The organism is Streptomyces sp. SYP-A7185, assembly GCF_046103685.1.
Lineage (GTDB): Bacteria > Actinomycetota > Actinomycetes > Streptomycetales > Streptomycetaceae > Streptomyces.
In genome coordinates this window covers 3,823,538-3,839,082 of sequence record NZ_CP122310.1, presented here as the reverse complement: position 1 = coordinate 3,839,082, position 15,545 = coordinate 3,823,538, and the positions used below count along the sequence as shown (strand labels likewise).

General features: G+C 71.7%; 13 protein-coding genes. 6 read left to right on the top strand and 7 right to left on the bottom strand.

Going from position 1 to position 15,545, the window contains the following annotated elements:
* Positions 1-61: 61 nt before the first annotated feature.
* Positions 62-1,366: a hypothetical protein gene (locus QBL25_RS16770; RefSeq protein WP_409057844.1), complete on the bottom strand. Its 1,305-nt coding sequence runs from the start codon at positions 1,364-1,366 to the stop codon at positions 62-64.
* Positions 1,251-2,270, bottom strand: a complete 1,020-nt coding sequence (locus tag QBL25_RS16765; protein ID WP_409062677.1) for a phosphatase PAP2 family protein — start codon at positions 2,268-2,270, stop codon at positions 1,251-1,253. The genes QBL25_RS16770 and QBL25_RS16765 overlap by 116 nt, the downstream gene beginning before the upstream one ends.
* 259 nt (positions 2,271-2,529) lie before the next feature.
* Here QBL25_RS16765 and QBL25_RS16760 point away from each other — a divergent pair, with 259 nt between their 5' ends.
* Positions 2,530-3,123 carry a histidine phosphatase family protein gene (locus tag QBL25_RS16760; protein ID WP_409057843.1) on the top strand — a complete coding sequence of 198 codons (594 nt, stop codon included), beginning with the start codon at positions 2,530-2,532 and terminating at the stop codon, positions 3,121-3,123.
* 22 nt (positions 3,124-3,145) lie between these two features.
* Here the strand turns inward: QBL25_RS16760 and QBL25_RS16755 are convergent, their stop codons facing one another.
* Positions 3,146-4,591: a tetratricopeptide repeat protein gene (locus QBL25_RS16755; protein WP_409057842.1), complete on the bottom strand. Its 1,446-nt coding sequence runs from the start codon at positions 4,589-4,591 to the stop codon at positions 3,146-3,148.
* A 270-nt stretch (positions 4,592-4,861) separates the two neighbouring features.
* Between QBL25_RS16755 and QBL25_RS16750 the strand changes: the two genes are divergently transcribed.
* Positions 4,862-5,407, top strand: coding sequence for a hypothetical protein (locus tag QBL25_RS16750; RefSeq protein ID WP_409062676.1), 546 nt, complete (start codon positions 4,862-4,864; stop codon positions 5,405-5,407).
* Between the two features lie 66 nt (positions 5,408-5,473).
* Positions 5,474-6,334, top strand: coding sequence for a spermidine synthase (locus QBL25_RS16745; RefSeq protein ID WP_409057841.1), 861 nt, complete (start codon positions 5,474-5,476; stop codon positions 6,332-6,334).
* A 99-nt stretch (positions 6,335-6,433) separates the two neighbouring features.
* On the opposite strand, the gene QBL25_RS16740 is transcribed toward QBL25_RS16745, so the two are convergent.
* A complete protein-coding gene (locus tag QBL25_RS16740; protein WP_409057840.1) occupies positions 6,434-6,964 on the bottom strand; it encodes a hypothetical protein in 531 nt (176 codons plus the stop codon).
* Positions 6,965-7,042: 78 nt separating this feature from the next.
* Between QBL25_RS16740 and QBL25_RS16735 the strand changes: the two genes are divergently transcribed.
* The 3 genes from QBL25_RS16735 (at position 7,043) to QBL25_RS16725 (ending at position 10,321) form a co-directional block, all read left to right on the top strand.
* A complete protein-coding gene (locus QBL25_RS16735) occupies positions 7,043-7,732 on the top strand; it encodes a response regulator transcription factor (protein ID WP_363211347.1) in 690 nt (229 codons plus the stop codon).
* Complete coding sequence (locus QBL25_RS16730; protein ID WP_409057839.1) at positions 7,729-9,117, top strand: sensor histidine kinase; 1,389 nt, start codon at positions 7,729-7,731, stop codon at positions 9,115-9,117. The genes QBL25_RS16735 and QBL25_RS16730 overlap by 4 nt, the downstream gene beginning before the upstream one ends.
* Before the next feature lie 157 nt (positions 9,118-9,274).
* A complete protein-coding gene (locus tag QBL25_RS16725) occupies positions 9,275-10,321 on the top strand; it encodes a chitinase (protein WP_409057838.1) in 1,047 nt (348 codons plus the stop codon).
* A 99-nt stretch (positions 10,322-10,420) separates the two neighbouring features.
* Here the strand turns inward: QBL25_RS16725 and QBL25_RS16720 are convergent, their stop codons facing one another.
* Genes QBL25_RS16720 through aspT (QBL25_RS16710) form a run of 3 tightly spaced genes read right to left on the bottom strand, consistent with a single transcriptional unit; the run spans position 10,421 to position 15,520 of the window.
* On the bottom strand, positions 10,421-12,070 hold the full coding sequence (locus QBL25_RS16720; RefSeq protein ID WP_409057837.1) for a bifunctional aspartate transaminase/aspartate 4-decarboxylase: 1,650 nt from the start codon (positions 12,068-12,070) through the stop codon (positions 10,421-10,423).
* 45 nt (positions 12,071-12,115) lie between these two features.
* Complete coding sequence (gene aspT, locus QBL25_RS16715) at positions 12,116-13,819, bottom strand: aspartate-alanine antiporter (RefSeq protein WP_409057836.1); 1,704 nt, start codon at positions 13,817-13,819, stop codon at positions 12,116-12,118.
* A gap of 21 nt (positions 13,820-13,840) precedes the next feature.
* Entirely contained in the window at positions 13,841-15,520 is a 1,680-nt protein-coding gene (aspT, locus tag QBL25_RS16710; protein ID WP_409057835.1) for an aspartate-alanine antiporter, read from the bottom strand.
* Positions 15,521-15,545 lie beyond the last annotated feature (25 nt).

The following is a 15,545-nucleotide window of genomic DNA, read 5'->3' as shown; positions in this document are numbered from 1 at the left end:
CCGGGCGAGGCGAGAAGGGCCGCCGAGAGGCCCCCCGGTGAGCCCGGCCGCACGAAGCAGCTCAGCACGGCGCACCCCCCGCGGTATCCCCGCCACCGGAGCCAAGGGAGCCACCCGAGCCACCGGAGCCACCGACCCCGGACAGCGCACCCGCTTCGGACAGCGCACCCGCCCCCGACCCCGCACCCGCCCCGGACAGCGCCTCTGCCCGCAGCGCCGCCGCTCTCCGCAGCGTCGCCACCGCCGGGTCCGCCGGGTCGCCCGAGGCGCCGGTGGCCGCGGACAGGATGTCCCCGATCGTAGTGAGGCCGCCCAGCTCGCCCCGCACCGACCGGCCCAGAGCGGTCACCGCGCCCTCCTCGCGGGAGCGTCCCCGGCAGTGGAAGGCCAGCTCGCAGGCGGCCAGGCACTCGGGGGCGTACGTCGCCGGGACCGCCTCGACCGCGGCCGTCAGATCGGCCGCCGGGCGGTTCACGTCGAAGGTGGTGCCCTCCGGGAGCGCCGCCGCGATGTCCTCGATACGGGTGAGCCGCCCCAACTGGCGTCTCGTCACCGAGAGTTGCTTGCGCACGTCGATCGCCGACGCCGTGGGGAGGTTCGAGAAGTCCTTGGGGCAGACCAGGAGCACGTGGTGCCGGACGCGGGGCGCGGGGTCCATGCGCGCGGCGACCTCTTCGAGCGCCAGCACGTACACCGCGGCCTGGCGGGCCGCCGCGCCGACCTTCGCCGCGTCCGCCGAACCGTCGATCATCGGGAAGGACTTGATCTCGACGACCGTCCAGGTGCCGTCGGGGTGGACCACCACCGCGTCCGGCTCCAGGAAGGCCGGCGTCCCCGCGACGTCGAGGGCCAGCATGGGGTGGTCGAGAAGGGTCCAGCCCGCCGTGTGCGTCGCCTCGCGCAGCGCGAGCGAGGTGCGGGCCGCGCGGCCTTCGGGGCCCACCGCGGCGAGGTCCGGGACGGACGACTTGCCCGGCACCGGCTCGGGGCCGCCCCCGATCCGGCCGTGCGCGAGCCGCAGCAGCTCCGCGCCGCCGTCCGCCTTGACCTTCGCCTCGAAGGCGTTGCCCCGCATGAAGGCGAACTGCGACTGGCCGAAGGGCGCGGGCGAGCCGAGGGACTGCGCGAGGGACGCCTTGTCCACGCCCGCGCCGTCGAGGAGCGCGCGCCGTCGGCAGCCCGGGTTCGCGGCGAGGGCCGCGAGGGCCCGGGCGTCCATCGGCTGAGCGGGGACGTCCGGTCCGCGCAGCTCAGCGAGCCGCTGTCGGAGTGCTGTCCCCTGCTTCGGCGCCCGCTTCGGCGGGTCGGGCACGGGGCTCGGCGCCTGGCTCGGCAGGCCGCTTGCGCGGCCGGGGAATTCGCTCACCCGCCGAAGTCTGGCACCCGGGACTGACAATCGAGGACTCTGGGGCGGATGAGGCCGCCACGGATCCCGTGCGGGACGCGGGGCGCGACCCGGCCACGGCCCCCGCCGCAGGCCGTGCGGCGTCGAAGGGCAGTCCGACCTTGGCCTTGACCCGGTCCGCGAGCCGCAGCACCGGACGGGCGAGGAGCAGGCCAAGGCCCATCACCGCGGCACCCGCGACGGCATCGAGGAAGTAGTGGTTCGCGGTGCCCATGACGACGATCGTGGTGATCAGGGGATAGGCCACCGCCGCGGTCTTGACCAGGGGCGAGCGGCCGTGGCGCCAGAGCACGACCCCGCACCACAGCGCCCAGCCCACGTGCAGGCTCGGCATCGCCGCGTACTGGTTGGTCATGCCGCCGAGCCCGCGGGGCGCGCTCGCCTCGCCGCCCCACCAGCCGAAGTCGCTGTACTGCGCCATGGTGTCCACGAAGCCGTACCCCTCGCTCAGGAGCCGGGGCGGGCAGGTGGGCAGCAGCGTGAAGCCGACCAGGCCGATCATGGTGGAGGTCATCAGCCACGCGCGCGCGGCGCGGTAGTGGACCGCGCGGCTGCGGAAGAGCCAGACGAGGACCAGGGGCGTCACCAGATAGTGCAGCGACGCGTACCAGAAGTCCGCCGGGACGCCGATCCAGGAGTGCTCGGTGAACAGGCGGTTCAGCGGGTGCTCGGCGTTGAGGCTCAGAAGCTTTTCCACGTGCAGGATGTCGAGGCCGTTCTCGACGGCGCCGGACACGTCGCCGCGGGCCAGCAGGCGTCCCGCCGAGTACGCGGCGTACACCAGCACGAGCAGCGGCAGCTCCGTCCACCAGCGAAGCCGGAGCCCGCGTATGCCCCCGTTGCCCGGAGCGTCGATCTGCGGCATCCGGTCGGTCCCCCATCCGTTTTCGGTCATGTGGTGTTCAACGCGGCCTCACCTTACGGCGTGGGCGCGGACACGCTGAGGCGGTCCCCGCTCGTTCAAGACGCAGAGATCCATGAGCGGGTTGCTCCTGGCAGGGACGATCGATCACCACCTGGTGTCTGGGTGATGATGGAGGGAGCGGACGGGCGTCCGTGCACAGAACTCGCTCGATGACAGCTGATGGTCTCGGCCGATGGCCGTCGGCTCGGAAAGGCTCGACATGGCACCGCGCATCCTGCTGGCCCGCCACGGACAGACGGAGTGGTCCCTGTCCGGGAAGCACACCGGCAGGACGGACGTCCCGCTCCTGGAAGAGGGCCGCGAGGGCGCGAAACTCCTGGGCGAGCGCCTGCACCGCGCCCCCTTCGACGGCCTCCCGGACGTCGAGGTGCGCACCAGCCCCCTCTCCCGCGCGCGGGAGACCTGCGAGATCGCCGGCTTCGGGGACCGTGCCACCACCTGGGACGCGCTCATGGAGTGGGACTACGGCTCCTACGAGGGGATGACCCCGGCCGAGATCCAGGACATCCGCCCCGGCTGGTTCATCTGGCGCGACGGCGTCCCTGGGGGCGAGACCCTGGAGCAGGTCACCGCCCGCGCGGACGAGGTGGTGGCCTGGGCCCGCGGCGCGGACCGCGACGTCCTGGTCTTCGCGCACGGGCACATCCTGCGCTCCATCGGCGCGCGCTGGCTGGGCCTCGGCATCGACTTCGCCGCCCGCATCCGCCTCAACCCGACGTCGATCTCCACCCTGGGCTGGGCCTACGGCGAACCGGCCGTCGAATCCTGGAACGACACCGGGCACCTGGCCTAGCCGCGCGAGGGCGCAGGCCCGGCTAGACGACCCGCGGCAGGGAAGCGTGCCGCTCCAGGAAGCCGCACACCCCCGAGGCCCGCCGGTGCGGGAGCAGCACCCGGGCCGTCGTGGCGAGCATCGACTGGATGCGCGAGGACTGCACCTCGTCCAGGAGCCCCAGCACGCGCATCCCCGCCGTCGCCGCCTCGTCCGGGTGGCCCGCCCGGGCCAGGTCGTCGGCGAGCTGCGCGGTGTAGAGGGCGATGTTGCGGGTGAACTGCGGGGTCTGCGCCGAGGCGATGCCCGCCGCGCGCCGCGCGTGCCGGGCGGCCCGCCCCCAGTCGCCGAGCGCCGACCAGCACTGCGCCTCAAGGACCTCCAGCTCGGCGGACCCGTAGAAACTCATCCACTCCGGGTCGCCGTCCGATGGCCCCCGGTCGAAGAGGGCGTGCGCGCGGGTCAGCGACCGTTCGCAGCCCGCGCGGTCGCCGAGCCCCGCCCAGCCCCCGGCCTCGCGCAGCGCGAGGAGCGAGAGCAGCCGCGGCGAGGAGAGGTGCCGAGCCGCGCGGGTCGCCGCCTGGGCCGCCCGCACCGCCTCCCGGGGGCGCCCGGCGTCGCGCGCCAGGAAGGCCGTGTTGCAGAAGGCGTGCGCCTCCAGGGCGGGGTCCCCGGCCATACGGGCGGTCGCGAGCGCCTCGGCGTAGTGCGAGCGGGCGTCGTCGAAGCGGCCCGAGTCGTGCGCCAACCAGCCGACGGAAATGGAGAGTTCCCCGGCGCCCGTGTAGAGCCGGTCCGCCATCGGCTGCCGGGCGGTGCCCGCGTCGAGCAGGGCGTAGGCGGTCCGCAGCGGGGCGGCCGCGCGGCGGTAGAGGCCGTCGGCGCCGTGCCGGTCGTCGAGCAGCCGGATCCTGCGCACGGCCTCCTCGACCGCGGCCGCCTCGGCCTCGCCCGCCCGGCCGCCGTGCTGGGCGGTGGCCTCGGCGGGACTCGGGCCGGCGAGCCCGATGGTGCCGAGAGAGGCGGCGGCCACCGTGGCCGTACCGCTCATGAATGCGCGTCGCCGCACGTCGATCTCCTCGTGACTCTGGATCTCGTACGGGTCGCACTCGTGCGGTTCGGGGCGCGGGGGCCCGGACGGGGGAGACTCATACAGCTGGATCGTGGTGTGTGGTGCGGGCGCCCCGGACGCGGCGCGCGCCCCCCGGCCGCGCACCGTGGAGCGGGGCGCGAACCCCAGGTCCGTCAGCGTGCGGCCGGGAAACATGTGCAGGAAGACCCGCTCGTAGGCGTAGTTGGGACATCGGATCTCGCCGGCCTCTACGCGCCCGATGTACCGGGCGTCGCAGCAGACGCGCTCCCCGATGTCGCGGGCCGACCTGCGGATCAGGGCGGCGAACTCGCCCGGCGAGCGCTGTCCGCGCAGCTGCCTGAAGCGGAGATTCGGTCGTGGGGACGGAGTTGACGATGCCATCGGTGACGACGCCATGGCCTGACCCTCTCGTACGGATCGTGCCGGATTGCGCCGGATCCTTCGGATACGGCGGTGCTGCCCCTGTTCCGGCGGAGCACGAACGTACCCGTTGTGATGGGCCCGGCACACAGAGTTTGGCTACAAACCGGATATCTCACCCACGATCTGCCATGAAGTGCCATCCTTTGCAGCGGCATTACGCCGTGGCTGTTGACGCCGTCCCGCGTTGAACCATGTGGAGAGGGAGCGACGCGGCTCCCGCCCTTGCGAGGAGGGGTCCCCTTGTTGGAGATCGACGTGGAGAACGACGAAGCGCGGGCGTCGCTGACCACGGCACGGCACCTGCCGTCCCAGGACCGCAGCGCACCACCGTCGCAGGGCGTCCGGCCCCCGGGATTCACTGAGCCCTCGGGGCCTTCGGGGCCCTCGGGGTTCCCGGGCCCCACCGGGTTCACGGGACCCGCCGACTTCTGCGACCTCGTCACCGTCCCGGCCCGCCAGGGACTCGAAGCCGTCGACATCCTGCGCCGCGCGGCGGGTGACGCCGTCGGCCCCGTCCTGCACGACGGGAGCTGCGACACCCTCGGCTTCCTGGTCCCGCCCGGCACCGCCGACGGCTGGGACCTGCCGGGCAGCGCGTGTACGCAGACCTTCGGCCGCGGCCTGCGGCTGGCCGCCGATCCGGAGCCCGTGCCCCCGCCGCCCCCGGTCGCGGGCACCGGCTGGCTCCTGCCCCCGGACGAGGCGGACCCGGTCACCGACCCCGCCGTCCTGCGCGAGGCGCTCGGCCGCGCGGCCCGCACGATCGAGGCCGCCGACAACTGCCGCTGAGCCCTCCGCGGGGCGCCGCTCCAAGGTCATCGGGCCGCGCGCCGCGCGGACGCCGATAATGGTCCGATGGCAAGGAACAGGCGATCCCGGGACGAGGCGGTGGCCGTCGTCGAAGAAGTCGACGGGGGACTCGCGGAGCTGATGCCCGACCGGGACAGGCCGCGCGCGTGGACGCTGCTCGTGGACGGCGCCCCGCAGTCGCACGTCGACCTGGACGACCCGGCGTACCTCGACTTCGAGTACCAGCGCAGGCTCGGCCACGTCGCCGACCTGGTCGCGCCGCCGGGCAAGCCCATCCAGGCCCTGCACCTGGGCGGCGGCGCCTTCACCCTCGCCCGGTACGTCGCCGCGACCCGGCCCCGCTCCACCCAGCAGGTCGTCGAACGCGACACGACGCTCATCCAACTCGTACGCCGTGAGCTGCCGTTGGACCCGCAGGCGCGGATACGGGTGCGCGGCACCGACGCCCGCGAAGGGCTCGCGAAGATCCCGGACGGCTGGGCGGACCTCGTCATCGCCGACGTCTTCAGCGGCGCCCGCACCCCCGCCCACCTCACCAGCACCGAGTTCCTCACCGAGGTCCGCAGGGCCCTGAAACCCACCGGCTGCTACGCCGCGAACCTCGCCGACGGGCCGCCCCTCGCGCATCTGCGCGGCCAACTCGCCACCGCGGCGGGCCTCTTCCCGGAGCTCGCGCTCATCGCCGACCCCGCCGTGCTGCGGGGCAAGCGCTTCGGCAACGCGGTGCTCGTCGGCTCCGGCGTGCCGCTGCCGATCGCCGAGCTGACCCGGCGCAGCGCGGGGGACTCGCACCCGGCGCGGGTCGAGCACGGCAGGGCGCTCGTCGACTTCAGCGGGGGAGCGGCGGCGGTCACGGACGCGAGCGCGGTGGCGTCACCCGCGCCGCCTCCCTCGGTGTTCCGCTGAGGGGCCGCGTCGACGGGACCCGGCACGGGGGTTCGCGGTCCGCCCAGGGCCGGTCCGCCGGAACTTTCTCAAGTCTGGTCGTTCCGCCGAACCAACCGGTCAGTACTCGTTGATCTCTACGGCCGGGGCGTGGTCGTGCCACGTGCAGAACACCGAGACCTTCTCGGCGCCCGCCGTGAATTCCACCCGGATCCAGGTGTCCTGCTTCCACACCTGCACCGACCAGCCGGCCGCCGGAGTGGCCGACACGAGCGTCGCGGAATCCTTGCCGAGGTCGAAGACGACCCGGCCGCCCTCGGAGGAGTAGCTCTTCACGTTGCCCGGCGCGGGGGCGGGCGTGGACGGCGTGCTCGGCTTGCGGGTCGTCGTCTTCGACGGCTTGTTCTCGGGGGGTTCTGCGGATTTCGAGGGCTTCTTCGACCGCGCGGGCGAGGGGGTCGGAGTCGGGTCCGGGCGGTGCGTGGAGGAGGAGAGCGGCTCGGCCCGCCCCCCGTCGGCGGCCAGCGGCACGGCCCGCGGCGGGTCGTAGGCGGTGCCGGCCATGACCGTGTGGACACCCCACCAGGAGAGCGTGACCGCCGCGCCCGTGGCGAGCGACCAAGCCATTGCGTGTATGAGTCCTCTGCGCATCGCGAGCCATACTGCACCACCCGGGCCGTCGGCGTCTCAGGAGGACCGGGCTCACTCATATGGCGTACGGTGCCGCCCATGGCAAGTGTGCTCGTCGTCGAGGATGACCAGTTCGTACGCTCCGCTCTCATCCGGCATCTGACCGAGGCATCGCACACCGTGCGCAGCGTCGGCACGGCCCTTGAGGCGCTGCGCGAGGTGGCCCATTTCCGTTTCGACGTGGTGATCCTGGACCTCGGACTGCCCGATCTGGACGGCTCCGAGGCGCTGAAGATGCTGCGCGGGATCACCGACGTACCCGTGATCATCGCCACCGCGCGGGACGACGAGACCGAGATCGTCAGGCTCCTGAACGACGGCGCCGACGACTACCTGACCAAGCCGTTCTCCGTCGAGCACCTCTCGGCCCGGATGGCCGCCGTCCTGCGCCGCTCGCGCGTCCCGGCGGGCGAGGCACCGCCGAGCCGGGAGATACGCGTCGGCGGGCTCGCCATCGACCCGCTGCGCCGCCAGGCCGAGCTGGACGGGGCGCGCCTGGACCTGACCCGGCGCGAGTTCGACCTGCTGGCCTTCCTCGCCGGGCGGCCCGGAGTCGTCGTACCGCGCAAGGAGCTGCTCGCCGAGGTGTGGCAGCAGAGTTACGGCGACGACCAGACCATCGACGTCCATCTCTCCTGGCTGCGCAGGAAGCTGGGCGAGACCGCCGCGAGGCCGCGCTATCTGCACACGCTGCGGGGTGTCGGCGTCAAGCTGGAGCCACCGCTGTGAGGTGGGCCCTGGTCAAGGTGTGCCTGGCCGTCACGACGATGGTCGTGGTCGCCTTCGCGGTGCCGCTCGGTCTTGTCATCCAGGAGATGGCGCGGGACCGGGCCTTCTCGAACGCGGAGCGGCACGCGGCCGGCATGGGTCCCACGCTCTCCATCACCACCGACCGCGATCAGCTGACGCGGGCCGTCGCCACGTCCGAGGCGGGCGGCGAGGGGCGCATGGCGGTCCATGTGCCGCCCGTCGGCGACGCACCGGCCCTGGAGATCGGCGACAGCCGGGCGGACGCGCACGCGGTGGAGACCACCCGCAAGGAGGGCCGGGCGCGGACGGCGACGGTCGAGGGCGGCTTCGCGCTGCTCCAGCCGATGGCGCTGAGCTCCACCCGGATCGCGGTGGTCGAGATCTTCGTGCCGGAGGGCGCGGTCAGCAACGGCGTGACCACGGCCTGGCTGGTGCTCGCGGGCGTCGGCGTGGCGCTGATCATCGGCTCCGTCGCGGTGGCGGACCGGCTCGGCGTGCGCATGGTGCAGCCCGCCAAGCGGCTCGTGGGCGCGGCGCGGTCCCTCGGGGAGGGGAAGCTGGGCGCGCGGGTCCCGGAGGAGGGTCCCACCGAACTGCGCCTGGCCGCCGTGGCGTTCAACTCGATGGCCGACCAGGTGGTCCAACTCCTGGCGAACGAGCGGGAGCTGGCGGCCGACCTGTCGCACCGCCTGCGCACGCCGCTGACGGTGCTCCGGCTCAACGCGGCCTCGCTGGGCGAGGGGCCCGCGGCCGAGCAGACGCGGATCGCGGTGGAGAAGCTGGAGCGCGAGGTCGACACGATCATCCGCACCGCCCGCGACGCCAAGCCGCAGACCGCCGCGGTCGGGCCCGGCGCGGGCTGCGACGCCTCCGAGGTGATCCAGGAGCGCATGGCCTTCTGGTCGGCGCTCGCGGAGGACGAGGGGCGCGAGGTACGGGTCGCGGGGGTGGAGCGGCCGGTGTGGATCCCGGTGGCACGCCCCGAACTGGTCGCTTCCTTGGACGCGTTGCTGGGCAACGTCTTCCGGCACACGCGGGAGGGCGCGGCGTTCGCGGTGGACGTGCACAGCGGCGAGGACGCGGTGATCGTCCTCGTCTCGGACGCCGGTGCCGGGATCGCCGACCCCGAGGCCGCGCTGGCGCGGGGCGCCGGGTCGGGGGCCGATGGGTCGACGGGCCTCGGCCTGGACATCGTGCGGCAGTTGGCGGAGTCCACCGGGGGCGACGTCCGCATCGGGCGGTCCGTGCTCGGCGGCACGGAGGTCCGCATCTGGATCCAGCTGGACGGCCGCCGGCCGGTCGCCGGGGGCCGTGGGCACGGGGGTTCCGTACGCCGCCGCAAGCGCGCCCCCAGCGTGCGGTAGGGCCTGCCGCGGCTTCCACCATTAACTCGTCCCGATCGCTTCCTTAAGCCCGTCCTAAGATCCAAGCCGCTGACCGTCTTGTCCGTAATGTCATGTCCGCGCGGGGCTAACGTGCTGCACGCACCCCCACCCCCCGCACAGCTAAGGCAGGCACGCGATGAGCACTACGCATCGGCGCACGGTGAGCACCAGGTCCAAGGTCGTGGGCGGGCTCGCGGCAGCCGCCCTCGTCGGCGGCGGCGCCTTCACCTTCTCCGGAACGGCGCTCGCGACCAAGGCCCCCGCCGAGAACGCCGCCCAGAAGGCCGCGGACAGTGCCAAGTTCGCCCCGTTCGTGGACACGTCGCTCGCCCCCGCCTACGACCTGGTCGACACCGCCGACAAGACCGGCGTGAAGGAGTTCACCCTCGCCTTCATCACCTCCGGCGGCGGCTGCGAGCCCCTCTGGGGCGGTGTCACCGGCCTCGGCGACGACAAGGTGGCCGCGCAGATCGACGCCCTGCGGGCCAAGGGCGGCGACGTCCGCGTGTCCTTCGGCGGCCAGGCGGGCTCCGAGCTGGGCCTCAAGTGCGACAGCGCCGACGAGCTGGCCAAGGCGTACGGCAAGGTCATCGACACGTACAAGCTGACGAAGGTCGACTTCGACATCGAGGGCGCGGCCCTTCCGGAGACCGCCGCCAACACCCGCCGCGCACAGGCCGTCGCACAGCTCCAGAAGGACCACGAGGGCCTGGACGTGTCGTTCACGCTGCCCGTCATGCCCGAGGGCCTGACCCAGCCGGGCGTCGACCTGGTCGCGGACGCCAAGAAGAACGGCGTGCGGGTCTCCGCCGTGAACGTCATGGCGATGGACTACGGACCCTCCTACAGCGGTGACATGGGCCAGTACGCCATCGACGCGGCCACCGCCACGCAGAAGCAGATCAAGGGCGCCCTCGACCTGTCCGACGAGGCGGCCTGGAAGACCGTCGCCGTCACGCCGATGATCGGCGTCAACGACGTCACCACCGAGGTCTTCACGGTCGACGATGCCACGCAGCTGGTGAAGTTCGCCGAGGAGAAGGGTCTCGGCTGGCTCGCGATGTGGTCCTCGACCCGCGACAAGGCCTGCGAGGGCGGCGCCGGCAACGGCGCACAGCCCACCTGCTCGTCGATCGAGCAGGAGCCGCTCGCCTTCACGAAGGCCTTCGCCGCCTACAAGTAGCCCCCGGGCTCCGCGTCACCCCCTCGACCACCGCCCCCCACGGCGCCTCGACCGGTATTCCCCCCACCCGGTCGGGGCGCCCTTGCGTGCCGTGCCGCCCTACGCCTTGGACGCCTTCCACTCCGACGCGTAGTCGTTGAAGATCGCCCGCAGGTGATGCCCGATCTTCAGGTAGTCGAGGTCGTCGAGGTTCGCCAGCGACACCCGCACCGACCACTCGGGCCCCTCGAAGCCGCCGCCGTTGAGCAGCACCACGTGGGTCTGCTCGGCCAGGCGGAACAGCGGGTCGACCGGCTCGTAGTTCTTCACCAGGAAGTCGGCGAAGTCCTTGCCGTGGACGCGTTCCGCCTCGGCGAGCAGGTCCAGCTCGATGTAGTAGGCGGCCCGGTGGGGATCGTCCGAGATCTTCATCTCGGCGCCCTCCAGGAGCAGTTCGAGGCGCTGCTGCACGATCGCGCGGATGCGCAGCTTGTACGCCTGCCCCTCCTCCAGCATGTCGAAGAGGGAGAACAGGACCATCATCATCTGCTGCGGGAGCGACAGCCCCGAGGTGTGGTTCAGGGCCACCTGGCGCGAGTCCGCGACGAGCCGGTCGATGAACCTGATCTTCTCCGGTTCAAGCGTCAGCGTCCCGTACCGCTTGGCGAGCCGGTCCTTCTCGTCTTGCGGCAGCGCGGCGAGCAGCTCGTCGATGACGTTGTCGTCGTTCAGCCCGATGACACCGAGCCGCCAGCCGGTGGCGCCGTAGTGCTTGGAGTACGAGTAGACGAGCAGCGTGTTGCGCGGCAGGTCGGCGGCGACGGACCGGAAGCCCTCGACGAACGTCCCGTACACGTCGTCCGTCACGATCAGCAGGTTCGGGTTCGACGTGGCGACGATCTGCTGGAGCTGGTCCGCGACCCGCTGACTGAGCGCGAGCGAGGGCGGGTTGGAGGGGTTGACCAGGCAGACCATCTTGATGGCGGGGTCGGCGAGCTTGGCGACCTCCTCCTCCGGATAGCGCCACTCCCGCACGCCCGCCTCGGCGAACATGCTGGCCTCGACGTACGTCACGTCGAACTCGTACGTGTCGAGCTCGGGGATCTCGACGTACGGCGTGAAGACCGGCACCATCAGGGCGATCTTGTCGCCCTTGTGCAGGATGCCGTTCTTCATGAGCGAGTCGAAGATGTAGCACATCGCGGCCGTGCCGCCCTCGGTGGCGAACAGGCTGAGGTTGCCCGCCGGGGGCTTGTGGTCGAACATCTCGTCGGCGACATAGCCGCGCACGATCTGCTCGGCGTGCTTCAGCATCCGGTCGGGGACGGGGTAGTTGTCGCCGACCGAGCTGTCCGACAGCTCGTGGACGAAGTCGTCCTTGTCGAAGCCGAACCGCTCGACGGCGTACTCGACGCACCGCTGGAGCAGCTCGATGCCGGGCAGGTCCGGGTGCCGGCGCACGAAGGTGTCGAAGCGGGCGCCCGACCCCTCCTTCTCGGGCATGCCGCCGAGGTTGTCGGCCGTCCACACGCGCTTGGACTCCGACAAGGCGAAGTAGCCGAGCGCGTAGAACGCCTCGCGGGGGCCCGTGGCGATCCAGTTGGGGTTGCCGCGGCCCGCGTTGAGCATCTGGGTGCTGGACTTCTCCTTCTGCCCCGGCTTGTCTTCCTGCACCGCCTGGGCGATCTGGATGAACTTGTCCTTCAGCTCGAAGGGGCTGAGCTGGGCGAAGGACTGGATTTCCTCGCGGGTGAAGGTGGTCTTGGGCACGGCTCGTTCCTCACATGCGTACGGGATCAGGGGTGGGGGAGGGCGTCAGTGGTGGAGCAGCACGATGACGGCGCCCCAGATGGTCAGGAGCACGTTGCCGACGGCGTACGGGATCGTGTAGCCGAGCGTCGGGATCTGGGACCGGGACGATTCGTTGATCGCGCCGATCGCCGCGGTGGTCGTCTGGCCGCCCGCGAGGACGCCCATCAGGATCGGGAAGCGGATCTTTTGGACGTAGTGGCCGAAGAGGAAGCCCACGATCAGCGGGATCACCGTGGCGATCGCCCCGAACAGGAGCAGTCCCCAGCCCGCCGTCGACAGACCGGACGTGAAGCTCGGCCCGGCGTTGATGCCGACGACCGCGACGAACAGGCAGAGCCCCAGGGTGTCCATGAACCACTGGGCGCCGGGCGGGACGTTCCCGTACGTGGGGTACCTGCCGCGGATCCACCCGAAGACCAGGCCCATGATCAGGGCGCCGCCCGAGGTGGAGAGCGAGATCGGCACGCCGCCCGCGGTCAGCGCCGGGATGCCGATGCAGCCGCCCAGGAAGATGCCGAGGCCCACCCAGAGCATGTCGGTGGCGAAGGACGTCGGCACGGGCTTGCCCAGGGCCTTGCCCGCCGGGTCCACCAGGCGTTTGGGGCCGGTGAGGATCAGGGTGTCGCCGCGCTCCAGCTCGGTGGAGAGGCGGTAGGGGAACTCGGCGCCCGAGCGGTACAGCTTGTCGATGTAGACGCCGACCATGAACGGCTCCCGGCGCAGGTCGCCGATGCTGCGGCCCAGCTGGGCCTTCTCGGAGGCGACGACGTGCAGGGACTCGGTCTGGTAGCCGAGGAGTTCGGTGTCGTCGGTCTCGGAGCCGATGTGCGTACGGGCGTCGAAGTCGACGAGGGAGCCGCGCAGCGCGCTCACCGCCACGACGTCACCCTCGCGCAGGGCGGTCCGCTGGTCGTGGTCGAGGATGTTCCCGTCCCTGCGGACGCGCGTGATGTAGACCCGGCGGCCCAGCTCGCGCTGCTGGTGCTCGAAGTCCTCGATGGTGCGGCCCACGAGGTCGGGGCGCTGGATGGTGTAGGCGCGCAGGACGACCTCGTAGTAGCCCTCGGCCAGGTCGGGGTTGTCGCCGGGTGCGTCCAGCTCCTTGGCCAGGGCGGCGGATTCGACCGCCAGGTCCTTGCGGTAGAGCTTGGGCAGGACGTTGGCGAGCAGCATCGCGCAGAGGATCGTGCCGAGCGGATAGGTCACGGCGTACCCGATGGCGACCAGGTTCGACTCGCTCTTGGCCTGCGCGGAGCTGAGCCCCGGCAGATTGGAGATCGCGTCGCCCGCGACACCGATGACGGCGGACTGGGTGAGCGCGCCGCCGAGCAGTCCCGCCGAGAGGCCGGGCCCGTAGCCGAGCATCGCGGCGAAGCCCCAGCAGACGAGCAGGCCGGTCACACAGACGACGACCGCGTTGAGGACCTGCGGAAGGCCGTCCTTCTTGAGGCCGCGGAAGAACTGCGGGCCGACCTTGTAGCCCAGGGCGAACAGGAACATCGTGAAGAAGAGGTTCTTCACCGTCCCGTCGATCTCGATCTTGAATTGCGCGCCGAGCAGCAGTCCCGCGATCAGGCAGCCGGTGACCGCGCCGAGCGCGATGGCCTTGTAGCGCACCTTCCCGAAGAGGAAGCCGATCGCCACGGTGATGAAGACGAGCAGCTCGGGATGGGGCTGGAAGATGTTCCGGTTGAGGAAATCGATCATTTTTACGCTCCGTGCGCGCGCTCAGGCGCCGAGTACGCCGACGAGGATCGGCCCGGTCAGAGGGAGCAGGAAGTTGGAGAGGGCGTACGTGATCGTGTAGCCGAGAAGCGGGACCGAGCTCTGGGCCACCTGGGTGACGGAGGTGATCGCGGGGGTCGAGCACTGCTGGCCCGCGATGGCTCCGATCAGGAGTGGTTTCTCGATCTTCAGGAGCTTGCGGCCGACGACGAGCGAGATCGTCGCGGGCACGAGGACCATCGCGATCCCGGCGAACGGCAGCAGCGCCCCGTACTGCTTGAGCAGCGGCCAGGCCTGCGGACCCGAGACGAGCCCCGTGCAGGCGATGAAGATCGCCAGGCCCATGTCCTTGAGGGTGTTCGCGGCCTGCGGCGGGAACGCCCCGAAGGTCTGCTTGCGGGAGCGGAACCAGCCGAAGAGCAGCCCGGAGACCAGGCAGCCGCCGCCCGTGCCGAGCGACATGGGCACGTCGCCGAAGTGCACGACGACCTGCCCGAGCAGCGAACCGGCCGCGATGCCCAGGCCCAGATAGATGAAGTCGGTGGCGTCGTTCTTGACGACCGCGCCGATTTTCGCGACCAGCTTGTTCAGGCCGGAGCGCGCGCCGACCAGGGTGAGCACGTCACCGCGGCGCACGGTGGTGCCGCCGGCCGCGGGCAGGTGCTGGTCACCGCGCAGGACATCGGTGACGTACACCCCGTCCTTGACGAACTCGGGGTGCTCGCGCTGGAGGTCGTCCACGCTCAGGCCGTCCGACGCCTTCTCGGTGACGGCGACCTGGGCGGTGGCCAGCGGGGTGTCTACGCCCGGGATGCCCGGGGTCTCGGGGCCGATCAGGCGTCCTGCCTCGATGGTGTTGGCCCGCTGCCCGACCACCAGGACCAGGTCGGAGAGGGTCAGGGCGAGGCCGGGGGCGGGCGTCAGGGTCTTGCTGCCGCGTTTGACGGCCTCGACGGTGGCGCGCCCGCCGACCTCGGCCTCCAGGTCGCCGATCGTGCGGCCGTCCGCGTCCGTCACCAGGAAGGTACGGCCCACCATGCCGGGCAGCGCCGCCCGCTCGTCGGACTCCAGGCCGCCGCCCGAGCCGCGCATCTTCTCCCACAGCTCGCGCGAGGCGTCCCGCAGGTTGACGCGCAGCATCATCGGCATGATCTGGCTGGTGTAGAGCACGATGGTGATCAGGCCGAAGAGATAGCAGACCGTGTACGCGGTGGCCACGTGCCCCTGGTACTGGGTGATCTGGTCCGGGGTGAGGCCGTCGAGCTTGCCGATGGCCTCGGTCGCCGTGCCGACGACGGCCGACTCGGTGGCCGCGCCGGCCAGGATGCCCGAGGCCGTGCCGACGTCCAGGTCGAAGGCCTTGGCCAGGCCGAGCGCGATGCCGAGGACGCAGACCAGCTCGATGCCGCAGAGCACGAAGAAGCGCAGGCTCTCGCGGTTGAGGTTGGAGAAGAACTGCGGGCCCGCGAGATAGCCGAGGGCGAAGATGAACAGCGCGAAGAAGATCGTCTTGACGTCGTCGGAGACGACGACCTTGGCCCAGGCGCCGAGCAGCAGCGAGACGATCAACGTGCCGCAGATGCCGCCCAGGGTGATCGGGCCGACGCGGACCTTGCCGACGAGGTAGCCCAGGGCCAGGCAGACGAACAGCGCGAACTCGGGATGGTCACGGAGGACGCCCACCGGGCCTCACCGTGCCCGGTCTATT

Coding starts and splice junctions, on each gene's coding strand:
- QBL25_RS16760 (WP_409057843.1), top strand. CDS start 2,530: ATGGCACCGCGCATCCTGCTGGCCCGCCACGGACAGACGGAGTGGTCC.
- QBL25_RS16740 (WP_409057840.1), bottom strand. CDS start 6,964: ATGCGCAGAGGACTCATACACGCAATGGCTTGGTCGCTCGCCACGGGC.
- QBL25_RS16755 (WP_409057842.1), bottom strand. CDS start 4,591: ATGGCGTCGTCACCGATGGCATCGTCAACTCCGTCCCCACGACCGAAT.
- QBL25_RS16725 (WP_409057838.1), top strand. CDS start 9,275: ATGAGCACTACGCATCGGCGCACGGTGAGCACCAGGTCCAAGGTCGTG.
- QBL25_RS16765 (WP_409062677.1), bottom strand. CDS start 2,270: ATGCCGCAGATCGACGCTCCGGGCAACGGGGGCATACGCGGGCTCCGG.
- aspT (WP_409057836.1), bottom strand. CDS start 13,819: ATGATCGATTTCCTCAACCGGAACATCTTCCAGCCCCATCCCGAGCTG.
- QBL25_RS16745 (WP_409057841.1), top strand. CDS start 5,474: ATGGCAAGGAACAGGCGATCCCGGGACGAGGCGGTGGCCGTCGTCGAA.
- QBL25_RS16735 (WP_363211347.1), top strand. CDS start 7,043: ATGGCAAGTGTGCTCGTCGTCGAGGATGACCAGTTCGTACGCTCCGCT.